17 protein-coding genes and 1 pseudogene are annotated in these 25,647 nt (G+C 72.1%); 3 read left to right on the top strand and 15 right to left on the bottom strand.

Features of this window, described 5'->3' with window-relative positions; all coding sequences use genetic code 11:
* The 14 genes and pseudogenes from WEB03_RS00705 to WEB03_RS00640 form a co-directional block, all read right to left on the bottom strand.
* Positions 1-622: 3-hydroxyacyl-CoA dehydrogenase family protein (locus tag WEB03_RS00705; protein WP_368069049.1), on the bottom strand; the 622-nt coding region annotated here is incomplete at its 3' end.
* 141 nt (positions 623-763) lie between these two features.
* Positions 764-2,455, bottom strand: coding sequence for an amidohydrolase (locus WEB03_RS00700; RefSeq protein WP_368069048.1), 1,692 nt, complete (start codon positions 2,453-2,455; stop codon positions 764-766).
* Positions 2,452-3,507 carry an agmatinase family protein gene (locus tag WEB03_RS00695; RefSeq protein ID WP_368069047.1) on the bottom strand — a complete coding sequence of 352 codons (1,056 nt, stop codon included), beginning with the start codon at positions 3,505-3,507 and terminating at the stop codon, positions 2,452-2,454. The genes WEB03_RS00700 and WEB03_RS00695 overlap by 4 nt, the downstream gene beginning before the upstream one ends.
* Positions 3,504-4,981, bottom strand: a pseudogene (locus WEB03_RS00690) (aldehyde dehydrogenase). Before WEB03_RS00690 ends, WEB03_RS00695 begins: the two are co-directional and overlap by 4 nt.
* A gap of 49 nt (positions 4,982-5,030) precedes the next feature.
* Positions 5,031-6,545 carry a CoA-acylating methylmalonate-semialdehyde dehydrogenase gene (locus WEB03_RS00685; protein ID WP_368069046.1) on the bottom strand — a complete coding sequence of 505 codons (1,515 nt, stop codon included), beginning with the start codon at positions 6,543-6,545 and terminating at the stop codon, positions 5,031-5,033.
* Between the two features lie 74 nt (positions 6,546-6,619).
* Entirely contained in the window at positions 6,620-7,780 is a 1,161-nt protein-coding gene (locus WEB03_RS00680) for a spermidine/putrescine ABC transporter substrate-binding protein (RefSeq protein WP_368069045.1), read from the bottom strand.
* Positions 7,781-7,838: 58 nt separating this feature from the next.
* Entirely contained in the window at positions 7,839-8,714 is an 876-nt protein-coding gene (locus WEB03_RS00675; RefSeq protein ID WP_368069044.1) for an ABC transporter permease, read from the bottom strand.
* A 22-nt stretch (positions 8,715-8,736) separates the two neighbouring features.
* Positions 8,737-9,663 (bottom strand): ABC transporter permease, encoded by a 927-nt coding sequence (locus WEB03_RS00670; RefSeq protein ID WP_368069043.1) that lies wholly within the window; start codon positions 9,661-9,663, stop codon positions 8,737-8,739.
* A 10-nt stretch (positions 9,664-9,673) separates the two neighbouring features.
* On the bottom strand, positions 9,674-10,750 hold the full coding sequence (locus WEB03_RS00665; RefSeq protein ID WP_368069053.1) for an ABC transporter ATP-binding protein: 1,077 nt from the start codon (positions 10,748-10,750) through the stop codon (positions 9,674-9,676).
* A 91-nt stretch (positions 10,751-10,841) separates the two neighbouring features.
* Complete coding sequence (locus WEB03_RS00660) at positions 10,842-12,233, bottom strand: NAD(P)/FAD-dependent oxidoreductase (RefSeq protein WP_368069042.1); 1,392 nt, start codon at positions 12,231-12,233, stop codon at positions 10,842-10,844.
* Positions 12,230-13,483 carry an aspartate aminotransferase family protein gene (locus WEB03_RS00655; RefSeq protein ID WP_368069041.1) on the bottom strand — a complete coding sequence of 418 codons (1,254 nt, stop codon included), beginning with the start codon at positions 13,481-13,483 and terminating at the stop codon, positions 12,230-12,232. Before WEB03_RS00655 ends, WEB03_RS00660 begins: the two co-directional genes overlap by 4 nt.
* A gap of 5 nt (positions 13,484-13,488) precedes the next feature.
* Positions 13,489-14,604: an alanine dehydrogenase gene (gene ald / locus WEB03_RS00650; protein ID WP_368069040.1), complete on the bottom strand. Its 1,116-nt coding sequence runs from the start codon at positions 14,602-14,604 to the stop codon at positions 13,489-13,491.
* The gene (locus WEB03_RS00645) at positions 14,601-15,950 is read right to left on the bottom strand and encodes an aspartate aminotransferase family protein (protein WP_368069039.1); all 1,350 of its coding nucleotides are present in this window, start codon (positions 15,948-15,950) and stop codon (positions 14,601-14,603) included. The genes ald and WEB03_RS00645 overlap by 4 nt, the downstream gene beginning before the upstream one ends.
* Before the next feature lie 63 nt (positions 15,951-16,013).
* Positions 16,014-17,423 carry an aminobutyraldehyde dehydrogenase gene (locus WEB03_RS00640; protein WP_368069052.1) on the bottom strand — a complete coding sequence of 470 codons (1,410 nt, stop codon included), beginning with the start codon at positions 17,421-17,423 and terminating at the stop codon, positions 16,014-16,016.
* A 264-nt stretch (positions 17,424-17,687) separates the two neighbouring features.
* On the opposite strand from WEB03_RS00640, the gene WEB03_RS00635 reads away from it, so the two are divergent.
* The 3 genes from WEB03_RS00635 to WEB03_RS00625 all read left to right on the top strand — a co-directional run bounded on the left by WEB03_RS00635 (position 17,688) and on the right by WEB03_RS00625 (position 22,146).
* Positions 17,688-19,139 (top strand): aldehyde dehydrogenase family protein, encoded by a 1,452-nt coding sequence (locus WEB03_RS00635; RefSeq protein ID WP_368069038.1) that lies wholly within the window; start codon positions 17,688-17,690, stop codon positions 19,137-19,139.
* 74 nt (positions 19,140-19,213) lie between these two features.
* Entirely contained in the window at positions 19,214-20,755 is a 1,542-nt protein-coding gene (locus WEB03_RS00630) for a PucR family transcriptional regulator (protein WP_368069037.1), read from the top strand.
* Positions 20,752-22,146: an NAD(P)/FAD-dependent oxidoreductase gene (locus WEB03_RS00625; RefSeq protein WP_368069036.1), complete on the top strand. Its 1,395-nt coding sequence runs from the start codon at positions 20,752-20,754 to the stop codon at positions 22,144-22,146. Before WEB03_RS00630 ends, WEB03_RS00625 begins: the two co-directional genes overlap by 4 nt.
* A gap of 24 nt (positions 22,147-22,170) precedes the next feature.
* Here WEB03_RS00625 and WEB03_RS00620 read toward each other — a convergent pair whose 3' ends face one another.
* Positions 22,171-25,575 carry a proline dehydrogenase family protein gene (locus WEB03_RS00620; RefSeq protein WP_368069035.1) on the bottom strand — a complete coding sequence of 1,135 codons (3,405 nt, stop codon included), beginning with the start codon at positions 25,573-25,575 and terminating at the stop codon, positions 22,171-22,173.
* Positions 25,576-25,647 lie beyond the last annotated feature (72 nt).

The following is a 25,647-nucleotide window of genomic DNA, read 5'->3' as shown; positions in this document are numbered from 1 at the left end:
TCCACACGGCCTGGTTGAGGTAGGGGAACAGCAGCTGGTTCGCGATGAACCCGCGCCGGTCACCGACGACGACGGGCGACTTGCCGATCGACTCGGCGAAGCCGCGGGCGGTCTCGACCACGTGCTCGTCGGTGACGACGGTCCGCACCAGTTCGATGAGCTTCATGACCGGTGCGGGGTTGAAGAAGTGGAACCCGAGGACGCGGTTCGGTCGGCGGCTGACCACGGCGATGTCCATCACCGGCAGCGAGGAGGTGTTGGTGGCGAGGATGGCGTCCTCGCGGGCGACCTCGTCGATGCGACGGAAGGTGTCCTGCTTGATGCTCAGGACCTCCGGCACGGCCTCGATGATCAGATCGCAGTCGCTGAGCGTGCTCCAGTCCGTCGAGCCGGAGATGCGACCGGCGATGGCGTCGCGCTCGGTCTCCTCGAGCTTGCCGCGGGCGACGTGGCGGTCGAGCGAACCGGCGATGCGGGCGTTGCCGCGTTCGACGGAACCGTCGTCGAGCTCGACGAACACGACCGGCAGCCCGTGGCGGGCGACGATCTCGGCGATACCCGAGCCCATCGTGCCGCAGCCGACGATGCCGACCTTGCCGACCTCGGTGACGATCTCGCTCACGCTGGTTCCTCCCGACACCCCGGGTACCGGGATGGTCCGCTGATCGCTGCCGCGCGGGTGGGCGCGGTCGGCCGAGAGCCTAGGGAGGGGCGAGCGCCCGGGACGAACCGACCGGCCGTGTGGGACGCGCGACGACGCCGGTCAGTCGCCACTCACCGTCGAGCCCGACCTCCACGTGCGGCGCACGGGGATCTGGCCGAGCACGTCGTCGGGGACCCGGGTGACGTCCGCCCCCGTCAGCACGAGGTCGGCGCGCGATCCGACCGCGATGATCCCCGCCTCGTGCTCGTCCCCGGCCTGGTAGGCGACACCGGCGGTGTAGGCCCCGAGGGCCTCGTCCCGTGTGATGCGTTCGGAGGGGTGCAGCACCTGCCCGTCGGTCTCGCCCGGGACCCGGCGCGTGACGGCCACGCCGATGCCCTCGAGCGGGACGAGCGACGACACCGGCCAGTCGCTGCCGAACGAGACGTGGGCCCCGCTGCGGAGCAGCGATCCGATGGGGTACTGCCAGCCCGCACGCTCCGCGCCGAGCCGCGGTTCGGTCAGGTCGACCATGATCTCGTTCGGTTGCGCCCAGAGCGGTTCGAAGTTCGCGACGGCACCGAGGGAGCGGAAGCGAGCGCGGTCGTCGGGGTGGACCAGATGGGTGTGGGCGGTGACGGGACGCCGGTCGCGGTCACCGTTCACCTCAGCGACGTGTCCGAACGCGTCGAGGGCGTCACGCACCGCCCGGTCACCGATGGCGTGCAGGTGCAGCTGGAAACCGGCGGCGTCGAAGGCCGCGCAGGCCTCGGCCAGCTCACCCGGTTCCCAGTTGGCGATCCCGTGTCCCCCGCCGCTGCCGGCGTCGTGGGCGAGGGCGCAGTACGGCTCGAGCAGCGCGCCGGTGCCGCCCTCGATGACCCCGTCGACGAAGAGCTTGACGGTGGTGAGCGAGAGCCGACCGCCGGGGACCCCGTTCGCGGTCCGACGCACGGTCGCGTCGGCGACCTCGCGACGCGCCTCGACGAACGCCTCGACCTGGTCGCGCCACCCGTCCACCTCGACCTTCGGCGCGAGGTCGAGATCGACGGTGAGGTCGCCGGCGTCGGCGACCCGTGAGAACGCGGGCAACAGCGGGAGGGTGATCCAGGCGTCCTGGGCCCACACGATGCCGGCCGAGGTCATCCGGTCGAGCCCGACGCGCAGCCCCCGGGCTTCCTTGTCGATCCCGCGCGGCGGGATGTGCGCTTCGAGCAGGTGCTCGGCCTCCTCGAGCAGGGTCCCGACCGGGGTGCCGTCCGCGTCCCGCACGATGGTCCCGCGCGGTGGATCGTCGGTGGCCGCCGTGATGCCGGCGACGGCCAGCGCACGGGAGTTGCACCAGACCATGTGGTGGTCCGAGGACCACAGGGCGACCGGCCGGTCACCGACGACGGCGTCCAACGTCGACGCGCGACCGACGCCGCCCGGCAGGACCTCGGGCGGGTACCCCCACCCGAGCACCCACGCGTCTACGCCGCTCGTCGCGCCACCACCCGCGCCATCCGCTGCGACGAACGCCGCCAGACGGCGAAGCACCTCGTCGACGTCGGGGCTGTCGACCAGGTCGCAGTCGAGCGACTCCGCTCCCCCGTTGAGCGGGTGCGCGTGCCCATCGCGGAAGGCGGGTAGCAACGACCCGTCGCTCACCTCGACCACCTCGGTACGCGGGCCGCGCCGTTCCCGAGCCTCGAACCCGAGCGCGACGATGCGTCCGTCCGCGACAGCGACCGCGTCGGTGGGGCGCCCGGTGCCGGTCCAGATGCTGCCGTGAGCGGGGTCGTCGAGGACGACGAGCAGGTCGGCGGTCACGCGGTCCCCCCGGCCGACGACCGACGTCGTTCGGTCATCCCCGTGGTCAGCTCGAGCACGATCCGGTTGCCGAGCGCCGCGGTGATGTCCATCGGCTGGTCGTAGTGCGGCGCGACCTCGACCACGTCGGCGCCGAGGACCTCGAGCTCGCGACCGAGGCGCCGGACCGTGTCGAGGAGCTGCCGCGAGGTGAGCCCTCCGGGTTCGGGCGTGCCGGTGCCCGGGGCCATCCCCGGATCGACGACGTCGACATCGACCGAGATGAACACCCCGACGGCGGGGTCCTCACCGTCCGGTCCCCGGCCGGAGGCGTGGGCGACCGCCTCGTCCACGACCGTCGTCAGTCCCCGTTCGACGATCTCCTCCATGAAGTAGCTGCGCATCCGCTGCTCGCGCATCCAGGCGACGGTCTCGGGCGGCGGCCAGTACCCCCGCAGGCCGATCTGCACGAACCGGAACCCCGGGATGGCCCCGGACTCGATGAGCCGGCGCATCGGCGTCCCGTGCCCGTGGAGCTGACCCCACTGGTCCTCGCCGGTGTCGGCGTGCGCGTCGAAGTGGATGAGCGCGACCCGGCCGAACCCGTGGTGACGAGCCACCCCGGACGCGTCCGGGAAGGTGATGGTGTGGTCACCGCCGAGCACGATCGGGACACCGCCGCGAGCCGCGACGCCGTGGACGTAGCGCTCGATGCTGGCCAGCGACGGGGCGATGTACCCGCCGACGATCGCGGCGTCGCCAGCATCGACGACCGGCAGGTCGACGAGCGGATCGACACCGGCGGTCAGGTGTGGACGGCTGCCGTCGGGCGGAAGGTAGTCGGCCTCGCGGATGGCCTTCGGACCGAACCGGGCGCCGGGTCGGTGTGACGCGCCCCAGTCGAACGGGGCGCCGATGATGACGACCTCGCCGCTGGTGACCTCGTCGACGCGGCGGGTCGGGACGCCGCAGAACGTGCCGCGCGCCCCGAAGGACTCCACGGTGTCGGTGAACGGGTCCGGCAGCGGACCGTCGTCTGGCGTCGGCAGGTCCGGCAGGTCAGCCTCGGTCACGCGTCCTCCTCGGGGACCTCGTCCCTCGCTCCGTACGGGAACCACCAGTCCTTGCCGGCCTGGTCGAAGTCCCAGTGCACGTGCTTGGTCTCGAGGAAGGTCTCGAGGCCCTCAGGACCGAGCTCGCGGCCGCCACCGGTCATCTTCATGCCGCCGAAGGGGCCGGCGTAGTTGTCGGTCAGCGGATCGTTGATCCACACCGTCCCGGCCTTCACGCCCTCGTAGAAGCGCTTGATGAGCAGCGGGTCCGAAGAGCGGAGCGTCGCGCCGAGGCCCATCTCGGAGGCGTTCACCCGGTCGATGACCGCCTCGAACCGGTCGTAGGTCGCCAGCGGGATGGTCGGGCCGAAGGTCTCCTCGGTCATGATGACCATGTCGTCCAAGACGTCGACGAGCACGGTCGGTTCGTAGAACCAGCCGGACCGATCGGCGCGCTTCCCGCCGGTCAGCACCCGTGCGCCCCGGTCGACCGCGTCGCGCACGTGCGCGTCGACCTTGTCGCGGAAGCGGTCGTCCGCCATCGGACCGAGGTCGGTGCCAGCGTCCAGGCCGTGACCGACCTGCAGCCCCTCGACCTTCGCCGTCAGCGCCTCGGCGAAGTCGTCGCGCATCGCCGCGGGGACGAAGATCCGCTCCGACGACGTGCACACCTGGCCGGCGTTCAGCAGAGCGGCGTAGGCCAAGGCGTCGACCGCGCTGTCGAGGTCGGCGTCCGGCGCGACCACGAAGGCGTCCTTCCCTCCGAGCTCGAGGTGGAGGTGCTTCATCATCGGTGCGGCGACCGACGCGATCCGCTGACCGGTCGCGACCGACCCGGTCATCGCGATCACCCGGACGTCGGGGTGGCGACCAGCGCCTCGCCAGCGTCAACGCCGTACCCGGTGACGACGTTGACCACCCCCGGCGGGAGGTGGTCGAAGCACCGCTCGATCCACTCGAGGGTGACCAGCGACGTCAGCTCGGAGGGCTTGATGACGACGGTGTTGCCCGCCGCCAGTGCGGGCGCGAGCTTCCACCCGAGCAGGAGCAACGGGTAGTTCCACGGCACGATGGCGCCGACGACCCCGTAGGGCTCCTTGAGGACGAGGTTGAGCTGGGTGCGCGGTTCCGCGGACGGGACGACGCGTCCGACACCGTTGCGTCCGAGCTCGGCGTAGTAGCGCAGGGAGGTGAGCGCCCACTCGGCCTCCTCTTCCTGCTCGGGGCGGGGCTTGCCCTGCTCGCGGGTGAGCAGCTCGACGAGGTCCTCGTGGTGGGCCATCGACCGCGCGTAGGCCTCGTGGAGCAGCTCCGCGCGGTCGTTGGCGGCGGTGTACCTCCACCCGTCCGCTGCGGTCCTCGCGGCGGCCACGGCACGGTCGACCTCGGCGGCACCCCCCGCCGGGACGCGACCGATGACCTCCTCGGTCGCGGGATCGCGGCTGTCGATCCAGCCCACGTCCGGTGCGGCCACCCGTTGGTTGTCGATCCACATCGCCCGGTCGTCGCTCACGGACGCCTCGCTCTCCGTCGCCGTACCGACCTCAGGACGAGGTCGGGAACTGCAGCGCCACCCCACCGTCGACGCCCGCCACCGGGCCATCCTCGGGCCACCGTGACGTCACGACCTTGCCCCGGGTGTAGAAGTGCACGCCCTCGGCGCCGTGGACGTGGGTGTCCCCGAACAGCGAGTCCTTCCACCCGCCGAACGAGTAGTACGCCATCGGCACGGGGATCGGGACGTTGACGCCGATCATCCCCACCTCGATCTCGTGCTGGAACCGTCGGGCGGCGCCCCCCGACGAGGTGAACACGGCGGTACCGTTCCCGTACGGGTTGGCGTTGACGAGCCTGATGGCCTCGTCGAACGTCTCGACGCGGACCACCGACAGGACGGGTCCGAAGATCTCGTCGCGGTAGGCGTCGCTGTCGGGCTCCACCCGGTCGAGCAGGCAGGGGCCGAGCCAGAACCCGTCGTCCGCGCCGTCCACCTCGATCTCGCGCCCGTCGACCACCACCTCGGCTCCGGCGGTGTCGAGGTAGCCAGCGACGCGGTCGCGGTGCTCACGCGTGACCAGCGGTCCCATCTCGGAGCTGGCGTCATCGCCGGGCCCGACGGTGATCGCCGCGATGCGTTCGGCGATCGCGGGGACCAGCCGGTCTCCGACGTCCCCGACGGCGACCACCACGGAGATGGCCATGCACCGTTCGCCCGCGGACCCGTACCCGGCGGACACCGCGGCGTCCGCCGCGACGTCGAGGTCGGCATCGGGCAGCACCACCATGTGGTTCTTGGCCCCGCCGAGGGCCTGGACCCGCTTGCCGTGTTCGGTCGCCGTGCGGTGCACGTGCCGGGCGACGGGCGTCGAACCGACGAAGCTCACCGCCGCGACGTCCGGGTGGGTCAGGAGGGTGTCGACGGCCTCGCGGTCGCCGTTGACCACGTTGAAGACCCCGTCCGGCAGGCCCGCCTCCGACCACAGTTCGGCGAGGCGCAGCGCGACCGACGGGTCCTTCTCGCTCGGCTTCAGCACGAAGGTGTTCCCGCACGCGATGGCGACCGGGAACACCCACATCGGGACCATGGCCGGGAAGTTGAAGGGGGTCACGCCGACCACGACGCCGAGCGGTTGTCGCAGCGAGTACGAGTCCACGTTGGTGGACACGTTCTCGGAGAACCCGCCCTTGAGCAGCTGCGGGATCCCGCAGGCGAACTCGACGACCTCCAGCCCGCGCTGGACCTCGCCGACGGCGTCGGCGTGGACCTTGCCGTGCTCGGCGACGATCAGGTCCGCGAGTTCGCTGCGCGCTGCCGCCACGAGCTCGCGGAAGGCGAACAGCACGGTCGTCCGCTGGGTCAGGGTGCTCGACCCCCACGTGGTCCACGCGTCGCGAGCCGCCGCGACCGCACGACCCGCCGTGTCGGCGTCCGCGAGCGCGACCTGACGGGCCACCACGCCGCGTGCGGGGTCGAAGACGTCGCCACGACGGGCCGTCTCGTCCGCGACCGGCTTCCCGCCGATCCAGTGGCCGAGCAGCTCGGGGCGTGTGCGATCCACGGTGACCTCGGTTCTGTCGGGGGTGGCGGCGGCCGCCGCGAGCGGGGAGGCTCGCGGCGGCCGACGTGGCCGGTTCAGCCCTGGGCGCGGGTGAACAGGTCGGTGTAGAGGATCTCGGACTCGCCCGTGTTCTCGAGGAAGTACAGGTTCTCGCGCACGTCCTCGTCGGGGTAGATGGCCGGATCCTCGAGGACCTCCTCGTCGATGAACTCCGTCGCGGCGGCGTTCGGCGAGGCGTAGAAGGTCCAGTTGGTCAGCTGCGCACCGTTCTCGGCGTCCAGGATGAAGTTGATGAACGCGTGCGCCGTGCACGGGTGCTGCGAGCTGCCCAGGATCGCCATGTTGTCGGTCCAGATCGTCGCGCCCTCCTCGGGGATCAGGTAGGCGTAGCGGTCCGGGTCGTCGGCGCCGTAGATGTTGTCGAGGATGTTGCCGCTGTAGCCGTGTCCGATCTCGGTCTCACCGGTCAGCAGCAGCTCGGGGTACTGGTCCGAGGTGAAGGTGGTCACCCAGTCGGCTTCGGCCACCAGATCCGCGGCCTCCTGGATCTCCTCCTCGGACTGGGTGTTCGGGTCGTAGCCGAGGTAGTACAACGCCGCCCCGATGGTCTCGCGGGGGTCGTCGAGCATCGAGATGCTCAGGTCGCCCGCCATGTCCGGGTCGAACAGCCAGCCCCACGTCGCTTCGGGGTCGGGACCCGTGGCCTCGAGGTCCACACCGATGCCGGTGGTGCCCCACTGGTAGGGCAGCGTGTAGGTCAGGTCCGGGTCGTAGGGCGGCTCGGCGAAGGCCTCGTCCACGTTCGAAGCGTTCGGGACGGCGTCCTTGTCGAGCGGAAGCAGGACCCCCTCCTCGATCATGATCGCCACCATGTAGTCCGAGGGCACGATCACGTCGTAGTCGGCGCCGCCGGCGCGGATCTGCGCGAGCAGGGCCTCGTTCGAGGTGTAGTTGTCCTCGGTCGCCGTGACGCCGAACTCCTCACCGAAGGCCGTCAGCAGGTCCGGGTCCATGTAGTCGGACCAGTTGTAGAACAACAGGTCACCGTCGGTCTCGCCCTCCTCGCACTCGACCGCCTGCGGCTGTTCCGCGCCACCGTCATCGGCGCCATCCTCCGCGCCGGCGGCGTCGGTGGCTGCAGCGCCGTCACCACCATCATCGGCGCCGACCTCGCGGCCACAACCGGCCAGTGCCAGCGCTCCCGCGGTCAGCACCGCTACCCAACGAACCCTCATCTTCGTTCCCTTCGCGTGTCGTATCGGTCTTCCGGACCACCCAGCGCATCGCAGGCGGCTACTGCTGATCGCGACGGCGCGAGACCATCAACGACAGCAACACCAACAGGATCGATCCTCCGAGCATCAGCACCGACACCGCGTTGATCAGCGGTGTCACGCCGCGCCGCAGCGCGCCGAAGACGTAGACCGGCAACGTGGTCGAGCCGGCGCCGCTGACGAACTCGGCGATCACCACGTCGTCGAGCGACAGCGTCAGCGCCAGCAGCGCACCCCCGGCGACACCGGGCGCGATCAGCGGCAGCGTGACCCGGCGGAAGGCCTGCCAGCGGCTCGCGTACAGGTCCGCGGCGGCCTCCTCGAGCGCCCCATCCAGTCCCGACAGGCGGGCCCGGACCACGAGCGCGACGAAGGAGATGTTGAACGCCACGTGCGCCAGGGTGATGGTCCCGACCCCGCGGCTGAGCTGGACGCCCGTCGCGACGAAGATCAGGTCGAACGCCTGGACGAAGAACAGCAGCAGCATCACGGCCATGGTGATGTCGGGGATGATCACGGGCAGGTACAGCAGTCCGTCGAAGGTGCGCTGCCCGCGGTAGCGGTAGCGCTCCATCGACAGCGCCGCCGCGGTCCCGAGCACGGTCGCGATGACCGTCGACACCACCGCCACGGTGATGGAGGTCCACAGCGCGTCCATCACGCGGGCGTTGGTGAACATCTCGCCGTACCAGCGGGTCGAGGCACCACCCCACACGCCGACGCGATCGTTGTCGTTGAACGAGTACACCGCGAGCACGAGGATCGGCAGGTAGAGGAAGGCGAAGACGAGCCAGGCGTTCCCGGCCAGCAGCCGGTCGACCGACCGTTGCGGTCGTGCCAGGGAGTCCTCGGCGACCTCCTCGGTGCCGGAGCTCGGCATCTCCAGAGCGCTCACGGTCGTCCTCCGCGGGGATCGGTCACAGGTTCTTCCCACCGCTGCGGAAGTACGCCGTCGCCGCGACCATCATCACCAGCAGGATGGTGACCGACAGCGCGGATCCGAACGGCCAGTCGCTCGCCGTCCCGATGAACTGCCGTGCGATGTAGCTGCCGAGCATCGTCGATCCCCGGCCACCGAGGATCTCCGGCGTCACGTACGCACCGAACGAGGGGATGAACACCAGGATCGAGCCGGCGATGACCCCCGGCCGGGTGAGCGGCCAGGTGACCTTCCAGAAGGCCTGCCAGCCGGTCGCGTACAGATCCCGCGCGGCCTCGACCAGCGAGTGGTCGAGCCGCTCGATCGTGGCGTACAGGGGCAGGATCATGAACGGCAGGTAGCCGTAGACGAGCCCGATCATCACGGCCGTCGGGGTGAACAGCAGCTGCGCGTCCTCGAAGCCGATCGCGACCAGGAAGCTGGTGAACGGGCCGTCGCTGGAGAGCAGGAAACGCCACGCGTAGGTGCGTACCAGCAGGTTGGACCAGAACGGGATCATGACCAGGACCAGCAGCACACCCCGGATCCTGGCCGGTCGCGTCGCCAGGTAGTACGCGAAGGGGTAGGAGACCACGAGGCAGACGACGGTGGTCAGGACCGCGATCCACAGCGAACGCCACGCGATGTCGAGCACGAGGTCGTCGAGGAGCCGACCGTAGGAGTCGAGGTTCCACCCCCCGAGCACCGTGCGTCCGCGGATCGATCGGGTCGCGAACGAGTAGATGACGACGATCAGCAGCGGCAGGGCGAAGAACAGGATCAGGTAGGCGTAGCTCGGCAGCCCCACGAGGAACCCGCGGCGCGACTCGGCCTTCTCGGCCGCGCGCTCGAGCCCGGGCCCGGGCGGCGGGGCCGGGTCGGCGAGGTCGGGATCGACCTCGGGTGGGGGCACGGTGGTGGACAACGGCAGCCCCTCAGTCCTCGAGCACGGTGGCGCTGGACGGCGCCCAGCGCACCCGCACCCGGTCGCCGACGCCGAAGTGCTGGACCCCCGGGGCGTTGCCCTGGCGGATCCGCACGCGGGTCGGCGGGTCGCCACGGTCGCCGACGACCTCGTAGAGGGTGGCGTTGCCGAGGAAGGTCACGAGGGCGACCTCCCCATCGATGGCATCGAGCGTCAGGTCACGGTCGGCATCGGTCGCCCGCAGGCCCACGTGCTCGGGGCGGATCGCCACCATCAGGTCGCTGCCGGGCGCCGCGTGGTGCTCGAGCCGGATGGCGGTCCCGTCGGGCAGCCGGGCGGAGCCGGGGTCCTCGGCGGTGGCACGCAGGAGGTTGGTGTCCCCGATGAAGTCGGCGACGAACCGGGTCCGAGGTCGGTCGTAGATCGCTCCGGGCCCGCCGACCTGCAGCAGCTTGCCGCCGTCCATGACCGCGATGCGGTCGGACATGGTCAGCGCCTCCTCCTGGTCGTGGGTCACGTAGACGAAGGTGATGCCGACACGTTCCTGGAGCTGCTTGAGCTCGACCTGCATCGCTTGGCGGAGCTTGAGGTCGAGCGCACCGAGCGGTTCGTCGAGCAGCAACACCTTGGGGTGGTTGACCAGCGCGCGGGCCAGCGCTACCCGTTGCTGCTGCCCACCGGACAGCTGCTTGGGCTTGCGGGACTCCCGCCCCTGGAGCTGCACGAGATCGATGACGTCGGCGACGCGGCGCGCTGCTTCGTCCCGGTCGACCTTCTTCATCTGCAGCCCGAAGCCGACGTTCTCCTCGACCGTCATGTGCGGGAACAGGGCGTAGGACTGGAACACGGTGTTCACGGGTCGCCGGTTGGGCGGCTCGAGACCGACCTCCTCGCCGAAGATCTGGACGCTGCCCGCCGTCGGGTACTCGAAGCCCGCGATCATGCGCAGCGTGGTCGTCTTCCCGCAGCCCGACGGACCCAGCAGCGAGAAGAACTCACCGTCACGGATCTCGAGGTCGACACCGTCCACCGCGACGACCGGGTCGGCGCCCTTGGCTCCGGGGAACCGTTTGGTGACCCCCTGCAGCGTGACGGCGGACGTCGCCGTCCCGTCCGACGACGCGTCGGCGCGTTGGCCGGTCGTGAGTCCGGTGTCGGTCACGTGTTCCTCCTCGGTCTCACGAACCGAAGCCGATACCGACCGCATCGAGCGCGCGCAGCCACGGGCCACGGCGTCCGTCGCGCCGGTCGGCACGAGCGATGGCGCGCCTGGTCACGGTCACACCCGCCCAACGCAGGGGCTCGGGCGGGAAGGGGAACGGCGAGGTCGAGGTGAACCGCAGCTCGAGCAACGGTGACGACGGATCGAGGATCCGATCGGTCAACACACGCCCCGCGAACCTGGTGGCCGCCACCCCGAGACCCGTGTACCCGAGGGCGTACCGGACGCGGCCGTCGAGCGCGTCACCGAACACCGCGGTGAACCGGGTGGTGGTCGCGATGGGCCCGCCCCACCACCGTTCGAACCTCACGTCGTCGAGCTGCGGGAACGTGGCGCGGAAGTGACGCGCGAGCAGGTCGTAGGTCGCTCGGCGGTGATCGTCGCGGCGGTCGACGCCGTTGCCGTAGCGGTAGATCGCGTCGTACCCGCCCCACAGGATCCGGTCGTCCGGGGTGAGGCGGTAGTAGTGGAACTGGTTGCCCGCGTCGGCCACACCCTCGCGACCCCGCCACCCGATCCGGGCGAGCTGATCGTCGCGGAGCGGCGCGGTGACGAGCACGTAGTCGTGGACGGGCACGAAGTGCCGCGCCGTGCGCCGCAGGACCCGGTGGCTGTAGGCGTTGGTCGCCAGCACCACGTGATCGGCGTGGATGCGGCCGGTCGGTGTCTCGACGCGAACACCGGTGCCGTCCCGGTCGAGGGTCGTGACCGGGGAGGATTCGTGGAGCGGCACACCGCGGCGGTCGAGCTCGGCGGCCAGACCTCGGGCCAACGCCCCGGGGTCGACGGTCGCACCGGCGCCACGTCGGTGGAGGGCACCGAGGTAGGTCGGCGAGTCGACGAGGGCGCGCACCTCGGCGGCGTCGAGCACGCTCGCGTCCTCGCCCGCCGATCGGTAGACCTCGGCGCTGTCCGCCACACCCTCGAGCTGCCACGGTGCCGTGGCGACGTCCAGCATCCCGACCTGGCGCAGGTCGCAGTCGATGCCGAACCGTTCCACGTCGACGGTCAGCGCGTCGAGGTTCTCGCGTCCGAGCCGCGTCAGCTCGTCGAGCTCGTCGGGGAAGTGCATCCGACCGTTGTCGATGCCGTGGGTCAGGGACGGGTCGACGAAGCCGCCGTTGCGACCGCTGGCACCGTGGGCGACCTCCTCCGCCTCGAGGACCACGACCTCGAGCGACGGATCACGTTCGGTCAACGCGAGCGCGGTCCACAGGCCCGTGAACCCGGCCCCCACGACCACGACGTCTGCGGTCCGCCGACCGGCCAGCGCGGGGCGGCGCGGCACCGCACCGTCCTGCCACAGGGTGAGACGACGGGCGGTCGCGACGGGGGACGGACCGGTCACGGTTGAACCGGCTGCGGCCGGCGGTCGCCCGCGACCTCGTCGACGGCCACGGCCACGCACTCGAGGATGCGGTCGACCTGCTCGTCGGTGATCACCAGCGGCGGGGAGAAGGCCAACGTCGACGCACCGATCGGCCGCGCGATCACCCCAGCGGTCAGCATGAGGTCCCGGACGGTCGGAGCGTCGACGTGGTCACCGAGCCCGATCGCCCGGACGGCGCCGTCACCCCGGACCTCGACGATGCGGTCCCCGTCGACCTGCGCGGCGAGGCCGTCGCCGAGCCTCGCCCCGACCGCGGTCGCGCGTGCCAACAGCTCCTCACGTTCGACGATGTCGAGGTTGGCGAGCGCCGCCGCTGACGCCGCGGGGTGGCCGGAGTAGGTGTGACCGGTCCGCAGCACGGCGTCCGGGTGCCCGGCGAACGGGGCGAGCACCCGGGGCGAGACCAGGACACCCCCGAGCGGCTGGTAGCCCGAGGTGACCGCCTTGGCGAAGGTCACGAGGTCGGGCTGGACCCCGTAACGGTCGGCCCCCCACCACGTCCCGAGACGGCCGAACCCGGTGATGACCTCGTCGAACACGAGCAGGGCCCCGTGCTCGTCGCACAGCTGCCGGAGCCGCTGCAGCTCCCCCGGTTCGGGCGGGTACACGCCACCGGCGCCGACGACCGGCTCGGCGATCACGGCGGCGACCCGGCCCGGGTTCGCCTCGAAAGCGGCCTGGGCGGCTCCGAGGTCCCCGCGGGGCACCTGCAGGATGTCCGGCAGGAGCGGACCGAAGCCGGCCTGGTTGAGCGGCAGGCCCGTCAGGGTCGTCCCCGCGTAGGCGACCCCGTGGTAGCTCGGTCGGCGGCTGATGATGACCGTCCGATCCCCGTCGCCGGCGAGCTTGGCGGTGAGACGGGCGAGCTTGACCGCCGTCTCCACCGCTTCGGACCCGGAGGAGGTCAGGAAGACGCGCGCGTCCTCGAACGGCGCGATCGCGGCGATCCGCTCGCAGAGCCGCTCGGTCGGTTCGTTCGTGAAGCGTTCGAAGGTGTGGTACGCCGCCAGCTGCCGCATCTGACCGGCGACGGCATCGACGATCTCATCACGGCCGTGACCGACGTTGCAGTACCACAGCGACGCCATGCCATCGACGTAGTCGCGGCCCTCCGAGTCCCAGACCGTGGCGCCGGCACCCCGCACGATGGTGAGGAAGTCGTCCGCCGACGGGCGGGTGAAGGGGTGCAGGAACGCGGTGGCGGCCACCTCGGTCAGCCTCCAGCCGGCGTCGGCGCGTCGCCGCTCGGCAGGTCGGGGAACGTGGCGGCGACCGCCGGGTGGACCAGCTTCCCACCGAGGACGTTGGCGGCCCCCTCGAGCCGTGGGCTGGTCGGGTCGTCGAGCAGTTGCAGGAGCCGTGGGGCCACGGCAGCGGACAGGGCGGCCGATGCCGTGCGGGGGAACTGGCCAGGGACGTTGGTGACGCAGTAGTGCAGGACCCCGTGGAGGGTGTAGGTCGGGTCCGACAAGGTCGTCGGCCGGGCGGTCTCGATGCATCCCCCCTGGTCGATGGCGAGGTCGATCACGACCGCGCCAGGGCGCATCGCGGCGACCATCTCCTCGGTCACGACCACCGGGGCGCGGGCACCGGGCACGAGCGCCGCGCCGATGACCAGGTCCGCCTCGCGGACGTGGGCGGCGACCAGGGCGGTCTCGCTGATCTGCGTGGCGTCCACGGTCCCGTCGAGGTGGGTCTCGTACAGCCGCTGCAGGTCGATGTCGATGCCGGTCACGTGGGCGTCCAGCCCACGGGCTCCCCGGGCCGCCATCGTGCCGGCGACCCCGAGACCGATGACCACCACCTTGGCGGGGGGCACGCCTGCGGCACCACCGAGCAGCGTCCCCGACCCGCCGTGCGCGGCCGACAGCTGGCTCGCACCGACGATGGCGGCGGCGCGACCGGCGATCTCGGACATCGGCGCCAGGAGGGGCAGCAGACCGCGCTCGGTCAGCGTCTCGTAGGCGTAGGCGTCGACACCCGACTCGACCAGCGCCGCGGTCAGGTCGGGTTCGGCCGCCAGGTGCAGGTAGGTGAACAGCGTCAGCCCGTCGCGGAAGTGGGCGTGTTCGGAGGCTTGCGGTTCCTTGACCTTGACGACCACGTCGGCGGCCCACACGTCGGCGGCGTCAGCGACGAGCTCCCCACCGGCGTCCTCGTAGTCGGCGTCGCTGAAGCCGGCGCCGGATCCCGACCCGGCCTGGACCAGGACCTGGTGACCCCGCTCGATCGCGGCAGCCACCGCCGACGGGGTCAGCGCCACGCGCTCCTCGTGGTCCTTGATCTCGGCCGGCAGCCCGATGCGGCGGGCACCACGTGCGCCCGTCACCGCGACACCATCCGCTTCTCGGCCTCGGCGAGGACCTGGTCGACGATGTCGATCAGCTCGCCGAGCACGGCACGGTCGGCGATCAGCGGCGGCGACAGCTGGATCACCGGCTCGTCACGATCGTCGGCCCGCAGGATCAGGCCGAGTTCGAGCATGCGTGCCGACAGGAACCCGCGCAGCAGGCTCTCGGACTCCGCGTCGTCGAACATCACCTTGTGCTCGCGGTCCTTGACGAGCTCGAGCGCCCAGAAGTAGCCCGTGCCGCGGACGTCGCCGACGATCTCGTGGCGGGCGTAGAGCTCCCGGAGCTGGTCGCCGAACCACCCCTCGTTGGCCTGCACGTTGGCCAGGAGGTCCTCGGACTCGAAGACGCCGAGGTTGGCGAGCGCGACGGCGCAGGACACCGGGTGGCCACCCCACGTCGCGCCGTGGACGAACATCGTGGTCTTCTCCGAGGCCAGCGCGTCGGCGATGTGGTCGCGGAAGGCGATCCCACCGAGCGGCGCGTAGGCCGAGGTGACGCCCTTGGCGAAGGTCAGGATGTCGGGGACGATCCCGTACTTCTCCGACCCCGTCCAGGTCCCGAGGCGCCCGAAGCCGGTGATGACCTCGTCGCACGCGAGCAGCACGCCGTGACGGTCGCAGATCTCGCGGACCCGTGGCCAGTAGTCGTCCGGTGGTGTGAAGCAGCCGCCGGCGTTCTGGACCGGTTCGGCGATCACCAGCGACACGTTCTCCGGGCCGGCTTCGAGGATCAGGTCCTCGATGGCCTGCGCCGGGTCGTCGTGCTGCGGCCGGTAGGCGTTGGTGTTCGGGGCGTAGAGGTGGACGGGTCGCAGCGGCTCGAACGGTTCGCGCAAGCCCGCGAGGCCGGTGACCCCGAGCGCTCCGAGGGTCGTGCCGTGGTAGGCGTAGTTGCGGCTGATGACCTTGACCCGCGACGGCTGCCCGTTGAGGTGGTGGTACTGCTGGGCGAGCTTGACGGCCGACTCGACCGCCTCCGAGCCCGAGTTGACGAAGAAGAGGTGGTCGAGGTCACCGGGGAACCGGGCCGCGAGCTCGTGCGCCAGATCGATCGACGGCTGGTTCGCGTAGGACCAGTTGGTCGAGAACGGCAGCTGGCGCATCTGGGTCGCTGCGGCCTCGACCATCTCCTCGCGGCCGTACCCGACCTGGAGGCAGAACAGCGCCGACAGGCCGTCGAGGTAGCGCTTGCCCGTCGTGTCCCAGACGTAGCAACCCTCACCACGATCGAGCACCGGCACGGTCGGGGTCTGCCCGAGCCAGTCGTCGGTCCGGGTGAAGTGCAACCACAGGTTGCCGTCGCCCAACTTGGCCTCGCCCATCGCTGGTTCCTCCCGGTCGATGTGTCGCGGTCCGGACCGTCCGCGGCTGCTTGCGTCCCTGGATCAGACGGTGATGTCGCTCATCACGTGCTTGATGCGCGTGTAGTCCTCGAGGCTGTAGGCCGAGAGGTCCTTGCCGTGTCCCGAGTGCTTGAACCCACCGTGCGGCATCTCGGCGACGATCGGGATGTGGGTGTTGATCCACACCGCGCCGAAATCGAGCGCCTTCGCCACGCGCATCGCGCGGCCGTGGTCCCGGGTCCACACGCTGGACGCGAGGCCGTACTTGACGCTGTTGGCCGCCCGGAGCGCGGCCTGCTCGTCGTCGATCCGTTGCACGGTGACGACGGGACCGAAGATCTCGGTCTGGCTCATCTCGTCGTCCTGCCGCAGCCCGGAGACGACGGTGGGGGCGAAGAAGAAGCCGTCCCGCGCCAGCGGCGAGCCACCTGCCGCCACCTCGGCGTGGTCGGGAACGCGCTCGAGGAACCCGGACACGCGAGCGTGCTGGTCGGCGTTGTTGAGCGGGCCGTAGTCGGGCTCGTCGTCGTCCGGCGGCCCGGTCCGGGTCCCAGCCGCCTGCTCGGCGAGCGCGGCGACGAGGTCGTCGTGGATGCCGGGAGCGGCCAGCACCCGTGATGCGGCCGTGCAGTCCTGGCCGGCGTTGAAGTAGCCGGCCCCGGCGATGCCGGCGGCCGCGGCTTCGACGTCGGCGTCGTCGAACACGAGCACCGGCGCCTTGCCCCCGAGCTCGAGGTGGGTGATCTTCAGATCCCGCGCGGCGGACTCAGCGACCTCCATGCCTGCGCGGATCGAACCGGTGACCGAGACCATCTGCGGCACCTCGTGGGCCACGAGTGCGCGGCCGGTGTCACGGTCACCGCAGACCACGTTGAGCACGCCCGGTGGCAGGAACTCCTGCATCAGCTCGGCCATCCAGACCGTCGACAGCGGGGTGGTGTCGGAGGGCTTGAGGACGACGGTGTTACCGGCAGCGAGCGCCGGAGCGAACTTCCAGACGGCCATCATCATCGGGTAGTTCCAGGGCGTGACCTGGGCACAGACCCCGATGGGTTCGCGGCGCACGTAGGAGGTGTGACCGGGCATGTACTCGCCAGCCGACCGACCCTCGAGGATCCGAGCGGCACCCGCGAAGAACCGGATCTGATCGACGGCGGGTGGCAGCTCCTCGTCCATCGTCAGCTGGAAGGGCTTGCCGGTGTTCTCGGACTCGAGCCGGATGAGCTCCTCGCCACGGGACTCGATCGCGTCCGCGATACGCAGGAGGGCCAGGCTCCGCTGCGACGGGGTCGCGTCCCGCCAGCCGGGGAACGCGTCGGCAGCGGCGCGACAGGCCGCGTCGACGTCCTGCTCCCCCGACCGGGGAGCGGTCGCGAAGACCTTCCCGGTGGACGGGTCGGTCAGGTCCATCGTCTCGCCGGAGGCCGACTCCCGGAGCTCTCCGCCGATCAGGTTCTTGGTCTCGCGCACCCTCGTAGCCTCCCAGCCGCTGACGTCCGGCGACCCTACGACCGGCGTGGTACCCGTGTCGTCGGACACGTGGCGCGTCCCGCGGAACGCGCGTTGGCCACCTGGAGCACGGCGGTCGTGCTCGGCCACTCGTCCAACCGGCCCGCGCGGTTCCGGTGCATCTGTCGACAGACACCACCGGCGTCCCCCTCGTAGCGTCCGTCGCCGGACCGGTGGTTCGACATCGGGCCGTCGCGAGGAGCGAGCGTGGTGGACGTGCCGGCCCGCACGGGTCTGCTGATCGACGGCGTCGTCGAGCACCGGGACCGCACCCTCGCGGTGCACGAGCCGTGGACCGGGGCCCACCTCAGCGACCAGGCCATCGCCGATCCCGAGGACGTGGACCGCGCGGTCGCCGCCGGTCACCGGGTCCTGCGCACGCCGCTGCCGCTGCACGAGCGGGCGGCCATCCTGGACCGCACGGCCGACCTGGTGCTCCGTGACGCCGAGCACCTCGCCGGTCTGATCGCGCTCGAGGCGGCCAAGCCGATGCTCGCAGCCCGTGCCGAGGTGCAGCGGTGCGTCCAGACCCTGCGCTTCAGCGCCGTCGAGGCGCGCACGCTCCACGATCGGACGGTGCCGCTCGACGCCCACCCCGTTGGCGTCGGCGCCATCGGCTTCGTCCGCCGCGAGCCCATCGGCGTCGTCGCGGCCATCACCCCCTTCAACTTCCCGCTCAACCTGACCGCCCACAAGCTCGGTCCGGCCATCGCCGCCGGCTGCCCGGTCGTGTGCAAGCCCGCCGAGCGCACACCCCTGTCGGCGGTCGCGCTCGCCGAGCGGTTCGTGGAGGCCGGGCTCCCACCGGGTTGGCTGGCGGTCCTGACCGGGGGCGGCCCCGAGGTCGGTGGCGTGCTGGCCCGCCACCCGGGGGTGGCCGCGGTCAGCTTCACCGGCTCGGCGGCCGTCGGCGCCATCCTGTCCCGCGACGCGGCTCACGCCGAGGTGCTCCTCGAGCTCGGATCCGCGGCACCGCTGGTCGTTGAGGCGGACGCGGACCTGGTCGAGGTCGTCGCCGCTGCGGTCGCGGGGGGCTTCACCCACGCCGGCCAGTCGTGCGTGTCGGTCCAGCGGCTGCTGTTCCACGAGACGATCGCCGAGGACGTCACGCAGCGCCTGACCGAGCGGGTCGCGGCGCTCCGCGTCGGTGGACCGCTCGAACCGGGCAGCGACCTGTCCTGCGTGATCGACGCGACGGCCGGCGACCGCATCCGCTCGTGGGTGGCCCGTACCGTCGACGCCGGTGGTCGCCTGCTGGTCGGAGGCGGCGGCAGCGGCGCCGTGGTCGAACCGACGCTCGTCACCGACGTCCCGCTCGACGCGCCGCTGTGGACCGACGAGGTGTTCGGCCCCGTGATCGCCATCCGCACGTTCGGGTCGACCGATGAGGCGATCGCTGCGGTCGACGCGGGGCCGCCGCTGATCCACATCGGGGTCTTCACCCGCGACCTCGCGCTCGCCGGCCGGTGGATCGGCGCGGTCCGGGCGGGCGGTGTGCTCATCAACGAGTCCCCGACGTTCCGTGTCGACCACGCCCCCTACGGCGGCGTCGACCACCCCGGGACGACCCGCGAGGGGCCGGCGTCGACGGTCCGTGCGCTCACCGACGAGAAGCTGGTGGTCATCCGGCCCTCGGCCGGGCGGGCGGACCCGTGGTGACCGGAGCGGTGGACCCACGGTCTCGCGGCGGTGCGCAGCGTTACGATCGTCCTCCGCCCATCGTCAGGGGTCCCGTGCCACTGTGGCTCCCCGAGCTACTCGACGATCCCGGTCTCGGTCTGGAGGTCGTGGCGGGTCACGCCGGCGTGACCGAGCGCGGTCCGGTGCGGTGGGCCCACATCGCCGATGCTCCGGACCCCACCCCGTGGCTCGAGGGTGGCGAGGTGCTGCTCACCACCGGCCTCGGGGTCAAGGACGACCCGGAGCTGCAGCGGCGGCTCGTGGCGGCGCTCGACCGGCGCGGCGTGGTCGGGGTCGGCTTCGGCATCGGCGTCGTCCTCGACGCGGTGCCCACCGCGATGGCGGACGCCTGCGACGAGCACGCGCTCCCGCTGTTCACCGTCCCCTACGAGGTGCCCTTCATCGCCGTGACGCGTCGGGTCTCGCACCACACCTTCGCCGAGCACGACGCGACGCTCCGCAGCGCCGTCGCGCTCCACCGCCAGGTGCTGGCCGCGGTCGTCGCCGAGCAGGGCATCGACGGTGTGCTCGCGACCGTCGGACCGGCGATGCCGGCGGCTTCCCTCGTCGCCTTCGACTACTCGGGCCGCGAGCTCGGCCGTCACGACCCGGACGGGACGGTCGCCGACCTCGGCGTGGAGAAGCTCTGGGTGACGGCGGTCGTCGACGGGTCACGGACGGTGGTCGAGCTCGACGACCACCTCGTGATCTCGCGTCCGGTCCGGCTCGGTGACGAGATCGAGGCGGTCGTCGTGGCGGTGAGCCGACACCCGCTGGTCGAGCACGAGGAGCTGCTGTTCGAGCAGGGCATCGCGGGGGTCTCGCTCGAGCTCGCGCGCAACCGGTCGGTGCGCGAGGCCAACCGCACCCGCGTCGACGAGCTGCTCGAGGAGGTCCACTCGGGTCGCGCGACGAGCGCCTCGACCGTGCGAGCCATCGACCGCCTCGGGGTCGACGTCCGCGCCGGCTACCGGGTGCTCGCGGTCGCGTGTCCGACGGGGGCCACGTCGGCGCACCTGTGCTCGGTCGTCGAGGACGCCGTCCGGTCGTCCGGGCGCCCGCTCGTCGGCCGGCTCAACGGCACCGTCCTGGCGATCGTCCCGGACGACGCCGGTGCGGCCGACGCGGTGGCAGCCGCCGCGGTGGCGCGCGGTTGGACCGGGGTGCGCGTCGGCCGGAGCCGCGCGAAGCGGGACCTCGAGGCGCTCGCGGCCGCCCTCCGCGAGGCCAGGGTCGCGCTGGCGTTGGACGTGCCAGAGGCGGTCCGCGACGTCGACCAGCTCGGTCTGCCGGGCCTGCTCGCGGGGATGCGCGACGACCTCGGCACCAGCGATTTCGTCGCGGGCATCCTCGGACCGGTGCTGGTGCAGGAGGGGCCGGACGAGACCCCGCTGCTCGACAGCCTCCGTGCCTACCTCGCCCACGGGTGTCGACCCGGGCCCGCCGCCGAGGAGCTGTGCGTGCACCGCCACACCCTCGCCTACCGCCTCGACCGCATCCGGGACCTGACCGGGCGTGATCCCCGCTCCGGTGAGCACCTGCTCGATTTCGGGCTCGCGCTCGAGCTACACGACGGGGAGGCGGACCGGACGTGATCGACACCCCGGTCGAGGTCCACTGGTGGCTGCAGGACAGCGGTGACGACCTGACTCCTCGCGCGCCGCTCGACGGCAGCACCCAGGTCGACGTGGCGATCGTCGGCGGGGGGCTCAGCGGGCTGTGGACCGCGTGGTACCTGCTCGCCCGCGACCCGTCGCTCCGGGTGCTGGTGGTCGAGGCCGAGACGGTCGGGTTCGGTGCGTCGGGGCGCAACGGCGCGTGGCTGTCACCCGGGGTCGGCGTCACCCCCGTCGAGCTGGCCCGCCGCACCTCGCCGGCGACGGCTCGCGCCACGCTGGCGACGATGCGTGCCACCGTCACCGAGATCGCCGACGTCTGCCGGGCCGAGGGTCTGGACGTGGACCTGCGACGCGGCGGCATCCTGCGGATCGCCCGCGGCAGCCACGAGGTCGCACCGATGCGGCAGGGTCACGACGCGTTGCGCGAGCTCGGGTTGGCCGCCGACCTGCACCTGTTGGACGCGGAGGAGCTGGCGACCCGGGTCCGCGTCGCCGACGCGCATGGTGCGCTGTTCGATCCCCACGGGGCGGTGGTGCACCCGGGCAAGCTCGTCCGCGGTCTGGCACGGCGTATCGAGGCAGCCGGCGGCACCATCGTCGAGGGGACACGGGTCACCGAGGTCCTGCCGCGGACCACCGCGTCGGGGCCACGCGTCGAGACCGAGCGTGGGTCGATCGTCGCCGACGCGGTGGTGCTCGCCTGCGAAGCGTGGTTGCCGCAGCTGCCGGGGCACGCCCGCGACGTGCTGCCGCTGTACTCGCTGGTGGTGCTGACCGAACCGCTCGATGCCGCGACGTGGGACGCCATCGGCTGGTCGCAGCACGAGGGCCTGTCGTCCCACCGGCTCACGGTGGACTACCTCTCCCGCACGGTGGACGGCAGGATCCTGTTCGGGGGGCGCGGTGCCCCCTACCACTTCGGCTCCGGGGTCGCGCCGGAGCACGACGCACACGATCCGACCCACGCCGAGCTCCAACGGCTGCTCTCGACCTGGTTCCCCCCGCTGCACGGGGTCCGGTTCGCCGCGAGGTGGGGCGGCCCCCTCGCGATGCCGCGCGACTGGTTGGCGAGCTTCACCTTCGACCCCCGCACCAGCATCGGCGCTGCGGCTGGCTACACGGGGCAGGGGGTGGCGGCCACCAACCTCGCCGGCCGCGTCCTGACCGACCTGATCGTCGACGGCCACACCGCCCACGCCGAGCTGCCGATGGTGGGCCACCGACCGCGCCGTTGGGAGCCCGAGCCCCTGCGCTGGCTCGGCGCCCGCGTGGTCCAGCACGGGCTCGCCCGCGTGGACGCTCGCGCTGCCGCGACGGGCCGCCCACCGACGGGCCGGTCGCTCGCCGAACGGCTCGCGCGTCACTGAACGCGGCACCGGCAGGCGGACACCTCAGCGGCTGCCGTGGATCACGCCGTAGCGGTGGAGGGTCCGGCTGACCGCCTGCTCGAGTACGTGGTGGTGGAGCTCGACCTGCCCGTGGGCGAGCACCGGGTCGGCGATGAGGTCGATGCGCAGCTCCACGGATGCCTGGTCGAGCACGGGATCGAGCTCACCGACGCTGCGGATCCGGACACCCTCGACATCGGCGACGCGCGCGACGAGCTCCGCGGCGGGTTCGACGATCGCCTCGTCCGCCACGTCGGCGCGCGGGTGCGGGCTCGCGCTGCTGAGCTGCGCCGGTGTCCCCACCCGACGGGCCGCGAGCAGGACCCGCGCGAGGTCCCGGACGGACGCACCGGCACCGGCACGGACCACGATCAGCCGCCGGGGGCGGTACCGGAGCACGTTGGCCTCGGCCTCCAAACCGGAGGGGTCGTGCTCGACGCCGTACCGCGTGCGCCAGGCCCGCTCGTCGGACCGGATCGCCGCGATCAGCCAGGCGCGGTCCTCGGGGTCGAGGTCGGACGTGATCGCGCGGAGCCGCTCGGTGAGGTCGGGCGGGAGCTCGTCCACCTCCTCCGGGAGCCCGGCCTCAGCCCACGTGCCGAGCTGCGCGACGTAGTGGGGACCCCCGGCCTTGGCGCCCGGCCCGACCGATGACCGTTTCCACCCACCGAAGGGCTGGCGCTGGACGATCGCGCCGGTGGTGTGGCGGTTGACGTAGGCGTTGCCGACCTGCACGCGGGCGAGCCAGCGCTCGACCTCACGATCGTCGAGCGAGTGGATGCCGCCGGTCAGCCCGTACCCGGTCGTGTTCTGGACCGCGATGGCCTCGTCGAGATCCTCGACCGCCATGACGCCGAGGACGGGCCCGAACCACTCGGTGGTGTGCGTCCAGGAGCCGGGTCGCACACCGACCCGCACCCCCGGCGCCCACACCCGACCCTCGAGCTCCGGGCCGGCATCGAGCAGCTCGGGCTCGACCAGCCACCGCTCCCCCGGCTCCAGCTGTGTCAGCGCCCGCAGCAGCTTGCCGGTCGGCGGGGCGATGACCGGCCCGACGGTCGCCGCGATGGCGTCCGCCGCCCCGACCGCGAGGCTCTCGACCGCATCGACGAGCTGACCGGTGAACCGGGGGTCGTCGGCGACGCTCCCGACACAGATGGCCAGGCTCGCGGCGGAGCACTTCTGGCCGGCGTGCCCGAAGGCCGACCGAACGAGGTCGGCGACCGCCAGGTCGAGGTCGGCCGCCGGCGTGATCACGAGCGCGTTCTTGCCGCTGGTCTCGGCGAAGAGCGGCACCTGCGGGTTCCAGCTCCGGAACATCGCTGCGGTCTCGAACGCGCCCGTCAGGACGATGGCACCGAGTCGCGGATCGGAGACGAGCGCCCGCCCGAGGTCGTCGTCGTCACAGGGGACGAACCGCAGCACGTCCTCTGGCACACCGGCCGTCCAGCAGGCCTGCGCGACCAGCTCGGCGCACCGACGGGTCTCGGGGGCGGGCTTGAGGATCACGGTGTTCCCGGCGGCGAGCGAAGCGAGCACCCCGCCGGCGGGGATCGCGACCGGGAAGTTCCACGGCGGCGCGACCAGCACGACCCCCCGCGGGCGGTGTTCGAGACCGGCGGTCGCGGTCAGTTCGGGGACGCGTTCGGCGTAGTACCGCGCGAAGTCGACCGCCTCGGACACCTCGGGGTCGGCCTCGGCGATGGTCTTCCCCGCCTCGTGGACCATCGCCCGCACCAGCTCGCCCCGCTGCCGTGCGAGCTCCGCGGCGACGGCGTGCAGCACGTCACGCCGCTCGTCGCCGCGGCGACGCCACGCTGGCCCTGCGGCCACGGCGTGGGTGATGGCGTCCTCGACGTCCCACGCGTCCCGGGGTGGGGTGTGCACGAGCGGATCCGGCGGCGTATCCAGCAGCTCGGCGGCCCACGCCCGGTTCGCCGGCAAGGACGGGTCGGTGTCGGGTTCGTTGACGAACCCGTCGAGCACCCGCGGCTGTTCGTCACGGCGGTCCTGACGCCGCGATGGCTGGTCGGTGACGTCGTGACGGCGGGCGACCGCGGTGCGGAAGCGCTCGGCTTCGCGTTCGAAGACGCTCGGGTCCGACGCCAGCCGGGGCAACGAACGCAGGAAGTTGTCCGGTGCGGAGGTCTCCTCGAGCCGTCGGAACAGGTACGAGATGGCGACGTCGAAGTCGTCGCGCGCGACGATCGGGGTGTACAGGCGCAGGCCACCGGCGACCGCCGCGACCGCCGCGGCCTCGCCGGGTGCCATGCCCTGCAGCATCTCGACCTGCACCCGGTCAGCGACCCCACGACGGCGGGCCAGGAGCAGCGCCCACGCGACGTCGAAGAGGTTGTGGCTCGCGATGCCGACGCGGACGGCCGGCGTCACCGCGGGGTCGAGCGCGATGTCGACCAGCCGCTTGTAGTTGGCGTCGGTGTCGGCCTTGGTCGGGTAGGGCGCCGGCGGCCACCCGTCGAGCTCGGCCTCGACGTGCTCCATCGCGAGGTTGGCGCCCTTGACGAGGCGGATGCCGATACCTGCGCCGCCTCGCCCGCGTCGGTCGACGGCCCAGGTGATCAGGCCGTGGAGCGCGCCGACGCTCTCCGGCAGGTAGGCCTGCAGCACGATGCCGGCCTCGAGCTGCTGCAGGTCGGGTTCGTCGAGCAGGCGGGTGAACGCCGCGACGGTGAGGTCGAGGTCGCGGTGCTCCTCGAGGTCGAGGTTGACGAAGGTCGGAGGGTCGGTGGCCGCCGCGGCGAGGTAGAGCCGGCGCAGCCGCCGGACGATGCGGTCGACCTCGTCCTCGAAGGCCCACGGGTGCAGCTGGGCGGCGATGCCGCTGATCTTGACCGAGACGTGGTCGACGTCGGCGCGGGTGACGAGCGCGATGGTGCGCTCGAGCCGGCTCCGCGCCTCGCGTTCCCCGAGGACCGCCTCGCCGAGGAGGTTCAGGTTCAGCCGCTGATCAGCCCGTCGGGCCGCCTCCAAGCGCTCGGTGAGCGCCCGGTCGGCGGCGTCGACGACGAGGTGGCCGACCAGCTGCCGGAGCCGGGCCCGGGCGAGCGGCATGGCGACCGCGGGCGCGAGGGGGGCGAGGCGGCCACCGATGCCGAGCAGCACCCGATCCACCGGCGCCAGGAACCGCGGGGTCCCCGACGCCGCCACGAGCGCGGCGAGCTGATCCGCAGCGACACCATCGTCGTCGGTCCGGGTGACGCGGTCGAGGAAGCCCGTGGCGACCTCGAAGCCGGCTCGATCCTCGAGCAGCGCCGACAACCTGGCCGCCGTCCGCGCCTGGTCGCCATCCCGTGCTCGGGCTGCGGCGTCACGCCACGTCGCCGCGAGCGCGACAGCACGCTCGGTGAGGTCGGCGTCCAGCGCCGGGTCCGCCTGCCCCGGTGTCACCCGTGCACCTCCCGGTCACGACCCAGCCTCGCGCATCTCGGCCCGCGACGGGAGCAGGTCCGACCGACCGTG

The organism is Nitriliruptor sp. (genome assembly GCF_040882075.1).
Lineage (GTDB): Bacteria > Actinomycetota > Nitriliruptoria > Nitriliruptorales > Nitriliruptoraceae > Nitriliruptor.
The sequence above is the reverse complement of the archived record's forward strand: the minus strand, read 5'-3'. Positions and strand labels throughout refer to the sequence as shown.